The 16,191-nt window shown below is 42.9% G+C and carries 10 protein-coding genes; 9 read left to right on the top strand and 1 reads right to left on the bottom strand.

The annotated features are described in order from the left end of the window. Positions 1 to 6 precede the first annotated feature (6 nt). The gene (locus AC58QT_RS10375; protein ID WP_497408893.1) at positions 7 to 2,295 is read left to right on the top strand and encodes a sensor domain-containing protein; all 2,289 of its coding nucleotides are present in this window, start codon (positions 7 to 9) and stop codon (positions 2,293 to 2,295) included. 159 nt (positions 2,296 to 2,454) lie between these two features. Here the strand turns inward: AC58QT_RS10375 and AC58QT_RS10370 are convergent, their stop codons facing one another. After that, a complete protein-coding gene (locus AC58QT_RS10370) occupies positions 2,455 to 3,471 on the bottom strand; it encodes a Gfo/Idh/MocA family protein (protein ID WP_497408892.1) in 1,017 nt (338 codons plus the stop codon). Between the two features lie 118 nt (positions 3,472 to 3,589). Here AC58QT_RS10370 and AC58QT_RS10365 point away from each other — a divergent pair, with 118 nt between their 5' ends. The 8 genes from AC58QT_RS10365 to AC58QT_RS10330 all read left to right on the top strand — a co-directional run bounded on the left by AC58QT_RS10365 (position 3,590) and on the right by AC58QT_RS10330 (position 16,168). Then, positions 3,590 to 4,471, top strand: coding sequence for an AraC family transcriptional regulator (locus AC58QT_RS10365; RefSeq protein ID WP_497408891.1), 882 nt, complete (start codon positions 3,590 to 3,592; stop codon positions 4,469 to 4,471). Positions 4,472 to 4,663: 192 nt separating this feature from the next. Then, entirely contained in the window at positions 4,664 to 6,460 is a 1,797-nt protein-coding gene (locus tag AC58QT_RS10360; protein WP_497408890.1) for a cache domain-containing sensor histidine kinase, read from the top strand. Continuing rightward, positions 6,457 to 7,710, top strand: coding sequence for a response regulator transcription factor (locus AC58QT_RS10355; protein ID WP_497408889.1), 1,254 nt, complete (start codon positions 6,457 to 6,459; stop codon positions 7,708 to 7,710). The genes AC58QT_RS10360 and AC58QT_RS10355 overlap by 4 nt, the downstream gene beginning before the upstream one ends. 110 nt (positions 7,711 to 7,820) lie before the next feature. Further along, positions 7,821 to 9,191, top strand: a complete 1,371-nt coding sequence (locus AC58QT_RS10350) for an ABC transporter substrate-binding protein (protein WP_497408888.1) — start codon at positions 7,821 to 7,823, stop codon at positions 9,189 to 9,191. Positions 9,192 to 9,325: 134 nt separating this feature from the next. Next, the gene (locus AC58QT_RS10345; RefSeq protein ID WP_497408887.1) at positions 9,326 to 12,796 is read left to right on the top strand and encodes a polysaccharide lyase family 8 super-sandwich domain-containing protein; all 3,471 of its coding nucleotides are present in this window, start codon (positions 9,326 to 9,328) and stop codon (positions 12,794 to 12,796) included. Positions 12,797 to 12,947: 151 nt separating this feature from the next. Next, positions 12,948 to 13,841, top strand: a complete 894-nt coding sequence (locus tag AC58QT_RS10340) for a carbohydrate ABC transporter permease (protein WP_497408886.1) — start codon at positions 12,948 to 12,950, stop codon at positions 13,839 to 13,841. A 13-nt stretch (positions 13,842 to 13,854) separates the two neighbouring features. Then, complete coding sequence (locus tag AC58QT_RS10335; RefSeq protein ID WP_497408885.1) at positions 13,855 to 14,697, top strand: carbohydrate ABC transporter permease; 843 nt, start codon at positions 13,855 to 13,857, stop codon at positions 14,695 to 14,697. Between the two features lie 28 nt (positions 14,698 to 14,725). Continuing rightward, complete coding sequence (locus AC58QT_RS10330) at positions 14,726 to 16,168, top strand: hypothetical protein (protein ID WP_497408884.1); 1,443 nt, start codon at positions 14,726 to 14,728, stop codon at positions 16,166 to 16,168. The last annotated feature ends 23 nt before the right edge of the window (positions 16,169 to 16,191 follow it).

Here is a 16,191-nt window from a genome sequence, read left to right as displayed (position 1 = left end):
ATAAGTATGGATAAGCTGCTAGACATTAGAAAAAAAGCAGAAGGAAGAAAAATTTCATTTCGTATTGTTTCCATGTATATGCTACTCGCTTGTATGCTGCAATTAGCTTTCAAGCTAGGTGTTCCCTATCTATTCGTCAGTACGTTAATGATAGCGACGGCATGCTTGCTGTATCACATGATTCAGCGAGATATGGTGAAAGTGAATCAGATGGAGGCATCGCAGTTGTTGCGAGAGGAAGAGAAGATTCGCTCAACCTTAGAGAGCATGCAGGACGGCTATTATGAAATAGATATGATCGGAAATTTTACTTTTGGTAATCAGTCTCTGGTAGAGCTTCTCGGTAAAAAAGATAAAAATGAGTTGAAAAGATGTCAAATTGCTGATTTTATGGGGGCAGATGATGCGAAAAATCTAAAACAAACGTATCAATGGGCAGCCCATTCGGGTATAGCTGTCAATTGTGTGGAGTGGGAGGTTATTCGAGCCGATGGCACACGCAAGCGCGTGGAGGGTTCTATCATGCTTATACAGGAAGGGGATGGGGGAGATCCAGTTGGTTTCCGAGGTATCATTCGAGACATTACCGTTCGCAAAGATTCGGAGAGAATGCTGGAGGAGAGCCGATTTCGTTATAAATCGTTAGTAGATCATAATCCCGATTTAGTTTGTTCATTTGAATTGGAAGGGCATGTTACAGCGATAAACCCAGCAACAGAGCAAATTACTGGTTATTCAGCTAATCAAATCGTGGGCACGACAGGTACCCATCTATTGAGAGCTGCTCCTAATTCTAATTACTTGAAGTCATTTATACGTGCGAAAAATGGAAAGTCCTCCTCCTTTGAGGCTTCGATCACACACAAACGTGGATTTCGGGTTGATTTGCAAATTCGGTTTGTGCCTATCATCGTCGACAGCAAGGTGGTCGGTGTTTTTGCGATCGGTAAAGATATTACGGAGCATAAACAAGCGGAGGAAACAATTAATCATATGGCCTATCATGATGCGCTGACAGATCTCCCGAACCGTCGATTGTTCAAAGATCATCTAAATAAAGGGTTGGAGCAAGCAGAACGGGGGGGACATCAACTAGCGGTTTTGTTTCTGGATCTGAATCGGTTTAAATATATCAATGACTCCTTGGGGCATGCCTTTGGTGACATGCTGTTGCAGACGATTGCTCAACGCCTTCTAACCTGTTTGGGTCAGCAGGGGACGATAGCTCGTATGGGTGGGGATGAGTTTACGATCTTATTGCCAGTTCTCAAACAGGAGAGCTTTATCCTTCATATTGTAAAACGAATTATTGAAGTTATTAACCGTCCTATTTGCATTGAAGGTCATGAGTGTTCGGTAACTACGAGTATAGGCATTAGTCTTTTCCCAAACGATGGACAGGATGCTCAAACGCTTATGATGAATGCCGATGCGGCCATGTATAGAGCGAAGGAAAGCCATCGTAATCAATATGAATTCTTTACACCCATCATGAGTATCCAATCATCGGAACGGCTTATGATGGAGCAAGAACTACGTAAAGCATCGGAACGCAATGAGTTACTCTTGATGTATCAGCCTCAGCTTCAGTTCGAGACGGGGCAAGTAACAGGTGTGGAAGCCCTTGTTAGGTGGAAGCATCCCAAAAGGGGACTGATATCACCGGCTGAATTCATTCCGCTCGCAGAGGAAACGGGTATTATTATCCCTCTTGGAGAATGGGTCCTACGAACAGCATGTCTACAAAATAAAGTATGGCAAGACGCTGGATATCCTCCTATGCGGGTAGCGGTCAATTTGTCCGCTTATCAATTTAAACAATCGAACATTGTCCAGCTTGTTGCTGATATCTTGAAGGAAACGGGACTACATCCTGCCTATTTAGAGCTTGAAATCACAGAGAGTGTTGCTATGCAAAATGCTGAGCAAGTGATCGGAACACTGGAAGAATTGAAGAGGCTTGGCATCCAAGTGTCCATTGATGATTTTGGTACAGGTTATTCTTCACTAAGCTACCTCCGGAATTTTCCCATCGATCGCTTGAAAATTGACCGATCGTTTGTCAATGATATTACATCAGCGCAAGGAGAGTCTGCGATCGCAGCTTCTATCATTGCCATGGCTCAAAGTTTAAACTTAGAAGTCATTGCTGAAGGTGTGGAGACAGAGGAACAATTCGAGTTTCTTAAAAACAGAGGATGCAATGAAATGCAAGGGTATTTCTTCAGCAAACCGCTTTACACAGAGGATTTGACAGGGCGATTAGCTAGTACTTTCAACGCAAGAGCAATTTGACGATGTGTTTGTGGGATTTGAAATACAGTTAACCTTTCGAATTGGAGGATTCCGCTTCAAATAGATGGAGAAAATCCAGTTAGATTGCGGGAAGTGGAGAATCGTATAGCCTCGGTGTATGTACAAATCACACCGAGGCTATGGGAGATATAAGAAACCCTAGAGAGTCACCTTTCGCCCTGTCTTCGCACTCTCGATTGCACCAAATACCATTTTCGTGCTAAAAATATTATCCGAATAGGCGGTTTCAGCCTGCCGTCCTTCTAGAATAGCTTGAAACATGTCATCCAGGCAGCCTGTGTGACCTTCACGCCCCGTCCAAACATAAGGCGCCTCAACCCGTTGATAGTCGTAGATAAATTTATTATCTTGGCCTGGTGCAACAATTTCGGCATAAGGCGCTGCTTGGTTCCAAATGGCTGTTCCCTTATTGCCTGCGATACGCCAAGCAGCTTCCCATGAGGTAGGAGCTCCTTCAGAGCACCAAGAACCGTTGTAAGTGAAGACCGCGCCATTATCGAATTCAAATATACAAGCGGCGGCAGCATTTCCTTCATACCAAGAGCCCTTGGGATTAAACTCATGGCAGTATACTGATACGGGATTTGCTTGGATGATAAAACGAGCTTGGTCGAACGTATGTATAGCCATATCTAGAATGAGTGGGCTGCTCATTGCATCTCGAAAACCTCCGAAGTGAGCACCGATAAAAAAGTCTGCGGTAACGAAGTTCACATGACCTATAACATCTTGTGCGATGAGTCCACGCAGCGCTCGGATATCCTTCAGATAGCGACGATTTTGCATAATCGCATATTGTAATTCGGGTTTGGATTTTGCCAAATCAGCAAGTTGTTCAGCTTCCTCTAATGTAGAGGCCATCGGCTTCTCACTAAGGATATGGCATCCACCATCCAGCGCAGCTGTCGCAACGGCTTTGTGAGCTGTTGGAATTGTACAATCAAAAACAACGTTAGCATTGGATTGTCTGATTGCTTCTTCGACAGAGGCGTACCATGGGAGGGACAATCCATATTTCTCATTCATTTTCTTCGCAGCTTCCTCATAGATGTCTACAAAGGCAACAAGTTCCGCATCTTGACGTTCTAAAGCGTATTGAATCCATGCATTCGCCATGCCACCGCAACCAGCTTGGACAATTCTTATTGCTTTCATAAGATGAATTCCTCCTAGTAGATGTATATAATAAGGATAACGAAATAAGAAATTCTGTTCTATACATGATCGTGTTGAAAAGTTGCACTATTTTGTTATCGTGTGGGGGGAAGAACAAGTGACGGCTAATCAGGAACTTAAAGAGATGACATATTTGCCTGAAAAACAATTCCCTATCAACGTATTTCATAATTATAGTGCAGGAGAACGAGTGCTCTATTTACACTGGCATGATCACTTAGAGATTATTTATCTAGTAAAAGGGCATGCCGTTTTTGATATTGGAGGGAGTCCCTACGAAAGTTCGCCTGGTGACTTGCTTTTTGTACATTCTGGTGAGCTGCATTCCGGTTATTCCGTTAACAATATGGATGTTGACTATTATGCAATTGTTTTTAATAAGTCGTTGTTCAGTAGTGACGCAGGTGATCCTTTATATGGTGCCCTGATCTTGCCATTTATGTTAGGGCAAAAGCGATTTCCTGTAAAACTGAGCTCTGAAGACCCGGACTATGGACAATTTGAACAAGCTGTTCTTCAAATAATTCGTGAGTTTGAAGAGAGGAAGCTTGGCTACGAGTTAGCTGTTCGCTCGTATTTACAATTGATTATGACAGCAGCAGTCAGACGGAATGTTCATTTTGAGGGGATAGCGCAGAGGGACAATCAGCTTTGGGATGACCGGAGACGAACGAAGAGTTTTGACCTATTATTTGCATTCATTCGAGAGAATTACGCAAGGCACATCGCTTTGGAAGAGGCTGCACAAATGGTCAATATGAGCATCCATCATTTTTGCAAAACGTTCAAACGCTTAACTGGACGTACATTCGTAGAATTCGTCAATTTGCACCGGGTAAACGTGGCGGAACATTTGTTACGAACAACGGATATATCGGTGACTGAGGCAGCGGATCGTGTAGGTTTTGGTAGCATTAATTATTTTATTCGCATCTTCAAACAGTTCAAGTACTACAGTCCTTCGCAATGTAAAAAATAAGGAAGACAGGCACTAAACTTAATAACTAGACCAGACTGTTTAGCGAATAAGGCTAAACAGTCTGTTTGTTTTCACGGTGATTCGAAATCCTCTTAGAATTACACGGTAAAAGTTAAGAATCTCCCTGTTGCAAAGGAAGGCATTCATGTAAACTGATTTTATAGGGCATTTTTAAGGGGACGGAGGAGCAGCATGAAAGGCATTAAATATATCATCCACTCCATTAGAGGCAAGTTGATTTTTACGTTTATTATCTTAATCGTTGTACCTATCTTATTTATCTTCCTCTCTTATACGTATTCTTCAAAGAGTTTGCTAGAGAAAGAAGTATATACGACCAATCAAGAATTGGTTGAAAGTAAGGCGAAAGGGATTGACGATTTGCTTGGTAAAATGATTAAAGCAACAGCTTTTGTAGAGTCTGATGTGAAACAAAGTGATATCTCCAAGCTATCTAATTGGAAGAATGACTATCAATCCTATTCGACGATTAAAAGGGTACAAACGTCACTGGGGACCATACGAGATTTACTCCTGGATACCAGGGCCTTCCTCATCTATCTAGATAATAATCAGCTGGCGCTCAGTACGTTATATGATTTTAACATTGATAATAATTACGCAAATCTCATTCAGGAACCATGGTATATCGCTGCAAATAAGCAGATGGGATATCCGATTTGGACATTGTTTTACAAACTTAACCCGCAATTTGGCTATGCCGACGCAGGCACTTCGAGCAGCTATGTCACGATATCCAGAGCTGTACGAGACGCTACTGGTTTGAAAAGTGTGGGAGTTATCAGTGTAGGTGTACCGTGGGAGGTTTTCTTCGGAAAGCGTGAATCGTCTTCTCCAAGCTTGCCGGATATGATGATGAGAGACCATGAAGGGCGGTTCATGGACACGCAAGGTAATGCGTTTTCAAATTTCACAGATGAACAAATATTAGAGTTAAATCGAGCCAAAGATCAGGGCATGCGCTTTAATCATGACGGAAACACCTATTTGGTCAATGAAGCTAAAGTTTCTATATTAGGTGTGAGTTTGCTGACGTTTATACCCAATGATCAATTTACTGCTCAGTTAAACAAGTCGAAAACCAAATCTATTCTTAGTATTTTGTTGTTTTTTGCTGCTGCCATTCTGTTATTTATCTATTTCCTGCTGCGATTTACCAAGCCGATCTATTCACTTCTGCATTCCATGGGGTTAGTTGGAGCAGGGGATTTTAAGACGGTTGTTCGGGTAAAAGGGCGAGATGAGATATCGCTTCTAGGTAATAGCTTTAATCGCATGACAGTCAAGCTTCAAGAGCTGATGTCCCATGTCGTGGAAGAACAGCAGAAGAAAGAGGAAGCCCATTTTCAAGCGTTGCAGGCACAAATTAATCCTCATTTTCTGTTCAACACACTGAACTCTATTAAACTTATGGCCATGTTGTCTAATACGAATCGCAATGTGAGTGACATGATAACAGCATTAGGTAAGCTTCTGGAGTTCTCAATGAAGCAGCAGCATCACTATGTCACACTTCGACAAGAATTAGAATATTTAGAGCTTTATATGTATTTGCAGAAAATTAGATATAATGACAACATCAGTATTGCTATGGATGTTCCCGAGGACCTCTTGGATAGCTATGTCTTGAAATTTAGCCTTCAACCCCTTGTAGAGAATAGTCTTATACATGGGGGGCGATTGCCCTTACATATTCAGATTCATGCGTATTGGCAGGAGGATCGTTTAGGATATACCATCTCCATTCAAGATAACGGCAAAGGTGTAGCTCCAGAGGAATTAATAAGCATTCAGGAGGGGTTAACCCCCTCACATGCCAAATATAGCGGTATTGGAATTGGAAATGTAGACCAACGAATCAAGCTATATTTTGGTGCTTCCTACGGCATTACCTTACATCAACTTGAGGAATGCGGGTTAGAAGCCCGTATCCAATTACCATTCATAAATAAGGAGCCGACGCTATGATACGGATATTAATTGTAGATGACGAGATTTTGGTACGATTATCTCTAAAAACGCTAATTCCATGGGAGGCACATGGGTTTGAAGTGATCGGCGAAGCTGAGAACGGGGTAGAGGCCTTGGCTCTGCTTGAGAGATTTCCCTGCGATATTGTGCTTATGGATATTCGTATGCCAGAGATGGACGGCATTGAATTAATGACGAACATAACGAGGGAGTGGCCGCATACACGGTGTATGATTTTATCTAATTATAATGATTTTAATTATGTACAAAAAGCTTTGCAATTAGGTGCAGTTGACTACATGCTCAAGTTAGCTTGGGTGCCAGAGGAGTTGCTTGAGAAATGCAAGCGAATTGGTGAGGAGATTGAAAATTCGCGCATTCAGCAATCGGAAAAAGAGCAACTCGTCTCGAAGGTGGTGCAGTTAAAAAGTGGCGTTAAGCGGGGACAACTGCAGAATGTATTAATGAAACACAGTTCGAAACTGGAAACGGATGCTTTACTGAAGGAATTGGATTTGCAATGTGGCGAGCCGCCTTATCGCGTTGTTTGCATTTCGATTGATGAGTATCGGCGGGTCAATGAGGAGAATAGGTTCAAAAGTGAACAATTGCTGAGCTATACCGTGGGTAATATTTTGGAGGAAATCATGAAGAAGAATGGCGGAGGCGAGTTAGTAGAAACGTTAAATGGTAAGTTCGCCTTGATTCTAAGCGGCTTCTCTGAGATCACTTTGGAGGAAATGCGCGATGCTTCGACTACTTATGCTCGTGTATCGCTTAGCTTCGGTATTTCTCAACCCTGTACGATTTATGAATTACATCGCGCCTATGAAGCAGCTGAGATGAGCTTGGATCGCAAGTTTCATGATCTTGATAAGCATATGTTTTATTCAGATAAACAAAATGTCGCAGCTGGACGTTATCGGCCAGAAATTCAAGAAGTGATCGATATCATTCATAAGGAATTCAATCACTCCATCAAGGTATCTGAATTGGCTAAGCGAATCGGGTTTGTTGAGAATTATCTAAGTGTTCTCTTTAAAAAAGAAACAGGCGATAAAATTGTTGACTATATAACCAAGGTGAGGATGAAGCGGGCTCGTGAGCTCTTAGCTGATCCTACGTATAAAATATATGAAATCAGTGAAATGGTCGGGTATGGAGATTCGAACCATTTTAGTAAATATTTCAAGAAGACTGAAGGGGTATTTCCGCTGGAATATCGCAAAATGATATTGGGTAAATAAATACGAATCTAAGAAAAACACTTGAAGTCTATAGAATCTCCCATTCGAAGTTGTCACGCCATTTGGTATAACTGAAATGTGGTCAAATTAAGTTGAGGGGGAAATACTAAATGAAAAGGCTTTCAGTTATTGGCTTGTCAGTTGCGATGTTATCGTCGTTAGCTTTGAGCGCTTGTGGTAAAACAGAAACGAACAATGGTGGTACAAGCACTACGACCGCTGCAGCTACGTCAGCAGCAGCAACGGCAACACCAGCAGCACCTGCAAAAACAGTGAAGTTAAAGTTCTGGGGTGGCGTTCCTGAAGAAAGTGGTCCTAAAGCTGTCGTGGATAAATGGAATGCGGCTAATAAAGATATTCAAGTTGAATATGTGCGATTCGTAAATGATGAGCCTGGTAATACGAAGCTTGAGACCGCTTTACTTTCAACGAATGACGCACCTGATCTATACGTTTCATACAGCGATGCCAACTTGGATCGAAGAATCACGTCAGGCATGGCTGAGCCACTAGATGATCTGATTAAGAAGGTCAATTTTGATGTTAATGGTATCATTGGCGCCAATAATCTGATTAAGAAGGACAATAAAACGTATTATCTACCAGGAGCGAAAAGCTTACAGGTCATGTTCTTCAATAAGTCGATGTTAGATGCCGCTGGCGAGAAAATTCCAACAGATTGGACTTGGGATGAGTACGTGGCTCTTGGGAAGAAGCTGACGAAATCAGGACAAATCGGTGCTTACTTGAATCCAACGTGGGAGCCTGTTGCGTATGACGTGCTGATGTCGGCGCAGCCAACAAATGCTTACTTCGCAGCAGATGGCACCTCCAACTTGAATAATCCAGCTTTAAAGAAAGGCTTAGAGGTACAAAAGCAGTTACTGGATGCAAAAGCGATGGTTCCATATGCAGAGGCCATAGCCAATAAGCTTCAACCGCAAGATGAGTTGCTAAAAGGTAGAACGGCTATGGTGTATTCGGGAACGTATTTGTTTAGATATATCAAGGATGATAAAGCATATCCAGATCGTAAATTCACAGTAGCTTTCGCACCTGTACCGCAAATGGAAAAAGGTAAAAATGTGAATGGCGGCGGATTTAGTGATTACATTTCCATTAATGCGAAAAGTGCAAACAAGGAAGCAGCGATGAAGTTCTTAGATTGGTACTTGAAAGAAGGCAACTTGGAAATGGTTGCTGGTGGACGCATTCCGAGTAACCTGAAGTCCGACATTAATAAAGTCGCGGATATTATCATTGCGGATAAAGGTCAGTACTTTGATAAAGATTCGTTCATGAGTGTGCTTAAAGGTAACTATACGTATAAGTTGACTACGAAAACGACAGCAATAGCTGAGCAAAGAAAAGCATTGATGGAAGAAGCAGAGAAATACTTTATGAACGTTCAACCGCTTGACAAAACGGTAGAGACGATCAAGAAAAAGGCTGATGACGCTATTAAAGCAGCTACCAAATAATTGAATAGTTAGACACCCAAAATAGACCACACCTTTTGCCTAAGGAGGTGGTCTATTTTTTTATATATAAATTTAATAGCGTTTTCATTTTGAATTTGAGGAGGAAACTTGTGTTTAAAAATGGGATGAAAAGGATGACATGTTGGACCCTTGCCATGGTTGTAGTTAGTTTTGCCATTCTTTTATGCTTTCCTGTCACGAAAAGTAGTGCCGCTGATGAATTCGATACGTTAAGAGAAAGGTATAAGACGATGCTTACCGGCGGAACGAGCTATAATCTTTCAGACCCCGATATAGCGGCACGAATCACGTCGATAACCGACCAAGCACAGGAACATTGGGACAGCATGCATAAGCAGTCCAATCGAGTTCGTCTGTGGGACAGCGCTCCCTTTGGCAACGATTCTGATAGTCTAACAAGAACCTATGGCTACTTAAGGGACATGGCGAGAGCTTATATTACGCACGGTTCCAGCTTACAGGGCAACGCTCTGCTCAAGGCGGATATCATAAGCGCACTGGATTGGATGAATGCCAATCAATTCTACGTCGGCTGCAACATGTACCAGAATTGGTGGCCGTGGCAAATTGGCGCTCCGTTAGCCTTAAATGAGATCGTGACTTTGATTTATGAGGATTTAACTGCGACGCAAATCTCAAATTATATGGCTGCCATCACCTATACCCAGCCAAGTGTTACGATGACAGGTGCCAACCGATTGTGGGAGAGCCAGGTGATCGCAATTTCGGGAATTATCAATAAAGATTCCGTCAGAATTGCTGCGGGCCGAGATGGGATTAGCGCCTTGCTGACAAATGTCATAGTGGGAGACGGCTTCTATGCCGACGGCTCCTTTGTTCAGCATAACTACTATGCTTACAATGGGGGTTATGGCGTAGCACTTTTGGAAGGAATCTCTGATCTGCTGTATGTCTTACACGGATCAACTTGGGAGGTAACGGATCCCAACCTAAATAATGTCTTCCAGTGGATTTATAAAGCCTACGAGCCCTTTATCTATAAAGGGAACTTAATGGATATGATCCGGGGCAGGGAAATGTCCAGGAATAAAGAGCAAGATCTTAACGCAGCCGTCGATGTGATGGTCTCCATTATACGGTTGTCAGAAGTTGCTCCATCCGCAGATGCACTCGCATTCAAGAAAATGGTTAAATACTGGCTGCAGCTCGACACGGATAAAACCTTCCTGAATGAAGTTTCGATCGACATGATTAAGACTGCTAATCAAATTTTAACGGATACCGCAATAACGGCGCGAGGGGAATTATTGACATACCGGCAATTTGCAGGCATGGATCGTGCTGTTCATCTTCGACCAGGGTTCGGTTTCGGAATCAGCATGTTCTCCAGCCGCATAAGCAATTATGAGTCCATCAATGCGGAGAATAACAAGGGCTGGCATACAGGAGATGGCATGACCTATCTGTATAATACGGATTTGAGCCAGTTTAACGACAATTTCTGGCCGACTGTAGACAATTACAGGCTTCCGGGCACTACCGTTCTTAAGAATACGACGCAAACGGCAAACAGCCGCACTGATAAGAATTGGGTGGGAGGAACAGATATCCTCGGCCAATACGGTGTTACGGGTATGGAGTTACATCCTGTCGGAAAGAGTCTGACGGCTAAAAAATCTTGGTTTATGTTCGATGACGAAATCGTCGCACTTGGTGCGGGAATTACCAGTACGGATGGTATCGATACTGAAACGATTGTCGAAAACAGGAAATTGAACAGCACTGGCAACAACGCGTTGTCTGTCAACGGTTCAGTCAAATCAACCGCACTCGGCTGGTCAGAAACGATGACGGGTACCCATTATATTCATCTGGCTGGCAATGTTCCTGGGTCTGATATTGGCTATTATTTCCCAGGTGGAGCGACGGTTCAAGGTTTACGTGAAGCAAGGACAGGAAATTGGAGACAACTGAATGCCTCTTCTTCGTATGGAGATGCAACACCAATTACTCGCAATTATATGACGTTGTCGTTGGATCAAGGGCTAAATCCGATTAATCAGTCCTATTCGTATGTCCTGCTTCCGAATAAAACAAGTGCAGAGGTGAGCAGTTATGCTGCAGCACCAAGCATCAGCATTTTGGCAAATACCCCTTCGGTGCAGGCCGTAAAGGAAAATAATCTGAATATGACGGGAATCAACTTCTGGAACGACGAACCCGCAACGGCAGGACTTGTCAGTTCTGACAAAAAAGCCTCAGTCATGATGAAGGAAACGACGAATGATCTCGAGGTTTCTATATCCGATCCGACTCAGAGCAATGTCGGCACGATTTATATCGACGTTGATAAAAACGCGACGAACCTGATCTCAAAAGACAATGAAGTAACCGTCATTCAATACTACCCGACCATTAAATTCAAAGTGGATGTGAGAAAATCGGGTGGTAAAGCCTTCAAAGTGAAATTCAGTCTGAGCGGAACGCAGTCACCGAATCCAGGTCAGATCTCCATTCCGAATCCTTACGAGGCGGAAACGTTGCCTATCAACACCCAAACGGATACGGCCACGACCTACAACGATGCCAATGTCAGCGGCGGGAAGAAGCTGGGCTTCAACAATAATGCGGTTGGCGATTACGTTGAGTTCAGTCTGGATGTGACGCAACTAGGCACCTACGATGTGAATGCTAGAGTAATGAAAGCCAGCAACAACGGCATTTACCAGCTCTCCGTTAATGGGTCCAATGCGGGGGATGCACAGGATTTATACTGGAGCACCTCCAGCGCGTACAAGGACATCAAACTAGGCTCTTATACCTTCGGTTCGGCAGGAAGTTATCTAGTCAGACTAACGACTACAGGTAAGAATGCGAGCGCGACGGGCTATAAATTAATGTTGGACTACCTAAGTCTTACTTCCGCCACACCGGTGGGTGATACTCAAGCACCGACGGCGCCGACGAATTTGACGGCTACGGCGGCTTCCAGCAGCCAGATTAATCTGAGTTGGACGGCAGCGACAGACAATGTCGGGGTCACAGGATATAAGATTTACCGCAACGGGGTAGAAGTCAGCACAGCAACGACTACCTCGTACAGTGATGCTGGTCTGGCGGCAGTGACAACATATAGCTACACGGTGAAGGCCTATGACGCGGCTGGCAATGTGTCCCTGGTTAGTAATTCAGCTAGCGCCACAACATCGGGGACTGGGACGAATAAATTTGAGGCGGAAGGTCTGACAGCCACTACAGGCGTGCTTAAAACCAATGTAGATGCAAGCGGAGGACAATACTGGATGTTCAATGCGTATAGTGTAAATGAGTATATTGAGTATGCTGTTCCTGTTGCTCAAGCGGGAACTTATCATCTAACAATTAGAGTCATGAGATTTAGTGATAACGGCACTTATCAATTACAAATCAACGGTAACAATCAAAGCTCACCTATCGATATGTACCGGCCATCAGGCAAATATGTGGATCTAGATCTAGGGGATGTGACAATAAGCAGCTCAGGAACCCAGTTGTTCCGATTTACAGTAACGGGTAAAAATACGAGTTCATTCGGTTATAAAATGCCTCTAGATTACTTGCAACTTCTTCCAGTTGCTAATTAAGTTTCACAGGAGAAAGGCCGCGCGAATGCGGCCTTTCTTACGTTATCAAATCATTTGAAATCATAGGATATCACGGTTTATGCTTACTTTTTCCCATTCTGCTGAGGATGAAGTTATTTTATACTAAATACTAAGAAGGGAGCTGCGAGCAATGAAATGGAAAGAAAAAACAAGAGAAAACGTAGCTGGTTATTTATTCATACTTCCAAATCTGCTGGGATTTTGTGCGTTTATTTTACTCCCATTGGTATTTAGCTTGATATTGATATTTACAGATTGGAATTATTTAAAGGGATTGCAGGGACTCACCTATATCGGATTGGATAACGTAATTAAACTATTTCATGATGAAAAGGTGTTAAAGGCATTAACGAATAATGTTATTTTCTCTGCTGTTACTGTTCCTGCAGCGATGCTTGGTGGATTGCTTTTAGCAATTGTCCTGAACAAATATGTCTTCTTTAAAGAGACACTGCGTACGTTAGTTTTCCTTCCTTATATGAGCAGTTTAATTGCTATTGCTGTGGTGTGGAGAGTCATGTACAACTCATCAGAAGGCCCTATCAACAGCATCTTAAGGTCGCTAGGCGTAAGTAATCCTCCTGGATGGTTGGCAAGTCCAGATTGGTCACTTATTAGTATTATTATCATGACGGTATGGATTTACGTTGGGTATGCGATGGTGCTTTACATGGCAGGACTTCAAGGTATCTCCAAGGATTACTATGAGGCATCAGAAATTGATGGCGCGAACGGAACGAAGCGCTTCTGGCATATTACATTGCCACTGCTTAAACCGACCAGCTTCATGATTGCAATAACACTTGTGATTGCTTCTTTTCAAGTATTTGCATCTGTTCAAGTTATGACGAATGGCGGGCCACTCAATTCTACTTTGGTGTTAGCGCTATACATATACTCACAAGCATTTGAACTCAAACAAATGAGCTATGCATCTACGGTATCATGGTTGCTATTTATCGTTATTTTCATCGTTACGATCGTTCAATGGAAAGGCCAGAAGAAATGGCAAGATTACTACTAGGGAGGTGAACAGAGTGAATAGGCAAGTGTTAAATAAGAGTGTTCTTCTAAAAAGTATGCTGACGCTAGTATTTGCGGCCATTGCAATTGGTATGGTTCTACCATTTATTTGGATGTTATCGGGATCCTTCAAGAATAGCGCTAGCTTATTCGAGTATCCGATTCGTTGGATTCCGAAGGAATGGAACTTTGATAATTATAAACGTGTATGGTCAGGATCGGTCCCGTTTTCGGTCTTCTATATAAACTCGATTAAGATTACTTTTTTGCAGGTTTTAGGTTCAATTGTAACGAGTGCGCTGGCAGGCTTCGCTTTTGCTAAATTGAGGTTTAAATTTAAAGAGGGTATCTTCTTAATTTATATTTGTACAATGATAATTCCGCATCAGGTGCTGTTCGTTCCAAGGTTCATTTTGTTTGATCAAATGAATTTAGTGAATACACATGCTGCAATCATTTTGCCAGGAATGTTTACGGTTCTGGGGACCTTTCTCATGCGTCAGTTTTTCTTAACATTGCCAAACGAGCTGCTAGAGGCTAGCAAGGTAGATGGAGCGGGGTATTGGCGGATGTTCTGGCAGCTCTCACTGCCCTTAACAAAACCAGCTTTAGTTACGTTGTTAATTTTAACGTTTACTTGGCATTGGAATGAGTACGAGAACCCGCTAATTCTACTTAGAAGCAGAGATTTATTTACGATTCCCATCGGTTTATCGAGTTTCTCCGATGAGAATGGAACGGATTACCCGCGTATCATGGCCGCGTCCGTATCAGCACTTGCTCCCTTAATTGCGATTGTAGCCATCTGTCAACGATGGTTTGTTGAGGGGATTGCGAATACAGGCTTAAAAGGCTAATCGGAATTATAGCGGGGGAAGAACTTATATGAATGTAAATATATTGAAGATCGTGCAATCCCATATAAATGTTCTAATCGAGCATGGCAAAGATACCTATGGCGATGTACATACCCCTATGTTTATGGCTACGCTAGATCCCATGACGAAGAAATATCCGATGGATGATACGCGTTCGGATGATTTTATGCAAAGAGCTTATCGACTCATTCATGCACCGAAAGGCTGTTCGGCCTACTGGGATCATTCTACCTTAAACGCGATGGTTCACCTTGCTAATGAGACCGGAGAGCCTCGTTATCTTGAAGCGGCTGATCAGTATCTTGATTATTTTATGAAACACTGTGTATCAGATCAAGGCCTCTTTTTGTGGGGCAATCACCATTTCTATGATGCTTTTCGAGATCGCAACGTATGGTTTTACTATGGTCCGCCATTGATGGATTTTGATGTATCTCAGCAACCTACCTTTCATGAAATGAGGCCGTATGTACCGGATTGGGAGCATATGTACCGTCTGAATCCAACAGCTGTAGAGACCCATATTAGAATGTGTGAAAAACATCATGTGTACGATCCGTTAACGGGTGGTTTTGATCGTCATTCTTCCCAGCAGAAGGATTATGCCTTCATTGAAGCGGGGGGTATTCTGGTACAGTCATTAGGTTTTTTATTCAGTAAAACGAAGGATATGGAGTTGTTGGAGAGGGCATGTAAGCTCGCTGTGTTCAGTTATATCCATCGGAATACAACAACGAACCTGATTGTCAATTGTCCAACCCAACAGCGCTGGGACAGCAAAGTAACAACCACAGAGGTCGGCATTTGGGCTAGGACATTGCTCCGCACAGTCGAATACATCCAGTCTGTAACCAATGAAGGTAATGGGCGGGCCAGTGAAATTGCTTTAGAATTAAAAACGATGGCACTGTCAGCCCTGCAGGCATATTTGATATATGGCTATGATTCAAAGCAAGAGAGTTACTATGGCAGAGTGTTTCTAGATGGAACACCGGATCTTGGGCAGCGAGAAACGGTATATATGCCGGATTCATACAGTGATGTGTGGGCTTTTTTGTTCCCAAGTCATGATTATCCGATGTCAATGGCTATGACAATTTTGGAACATATAGATCATAGCGAGTTGTTTGCACTTAGCGCTAAGAGATGGGCAGATGTGACAGTTCGGGACTGTATGTCTATGCCACACGGACAAGTTAGATATGCCGAGCACTATGGCCGGAATATTGTATTTCTCGCTGAATATGCTCGTATTAGCGGGAGGCTGGAGTATCGAATTGCAGCAGAGAGGCTTGCAGAAGAAGCGGTAAAATCCCTTTATCAACAGGAAATGTTTGTTGGACATACAGGTGCCAGGTGGTACGATGCTGTCGATGGAGTCGGTTTTTTAATGGCAGGTCTGCTGTATCTACACAATGGCAACAAGGATGTCATTCGTTCTTTATTCTAGTGCGGAAGATAGATAGTGAGGGG

The sequence above is a fragment of the Paenibacillus sp. J31R109 genome, from assembly GCF_059692055.1.
This window is presented reverse-complemented; position numbering and strand designations above follow the sequence as displayed.

Excerpts from the sequence above, each read along its gene's own strand:
- AC58QT_RS10375 (WP_497408893.1), top strand. The coding sequence starts at position 7 with ATGGATAAGCTGCTAGACATTAGAAAAAAAGCAGAAGGAAGAAAAATT.
- AC58QT_RS10350 (WP_497408888.1), top strand. The coding sequence starts at position 7,821 with ATGAAAAGGCTTTCAGTTATTGGCTTGTCAGTTGCGATGTTATCGTCG.
- AC58QT_RS10370 (WP_497408892.1), bottom strand. The coding sequence starts at position 3,471 with ATGAAAGCAATAAGAATTGTCCAAGCTGGTTGCGGTGGCATGGCGAAT.
- AC58QT_RS10345 (WP_497408887.1), top strand. The coding sequence starts at position 9,326 with ATGACATGTTGGACCCTTGCCATGGTTGTAGTTAGTTTTGCCATTCTT.
- AC58QT_RS10355 (WP_497408889.1), top strand. The coding sequence starts at position 6,457 with ATGATACGGATATTAATTGTAGATGACGAGATTTTGGTACGATTATCT.
- AC58QT_RS10340 (WP_497408886.1), top strand. The coding sequence starts at position 12,948 with ATGAAATGGAAAGAAAAAACAAGAGAAAACGTAGCTGGTTATTTATTC.
- AC58QT_RS10360 (WP_497408890.1), top strand. The coding sequence starts at position 4,664 with ATGAAAGGCATTAAATATATCATCCACTCCATTAGAGGCAAGTTGATT.
- AC58QT_RS10330 (WP_497408884.1), top strand. The coding sequence starts at position 14,726 with ATGAATGTAAATATATTGAAGATCGTGCAATCCCATATAAATGTTCTA.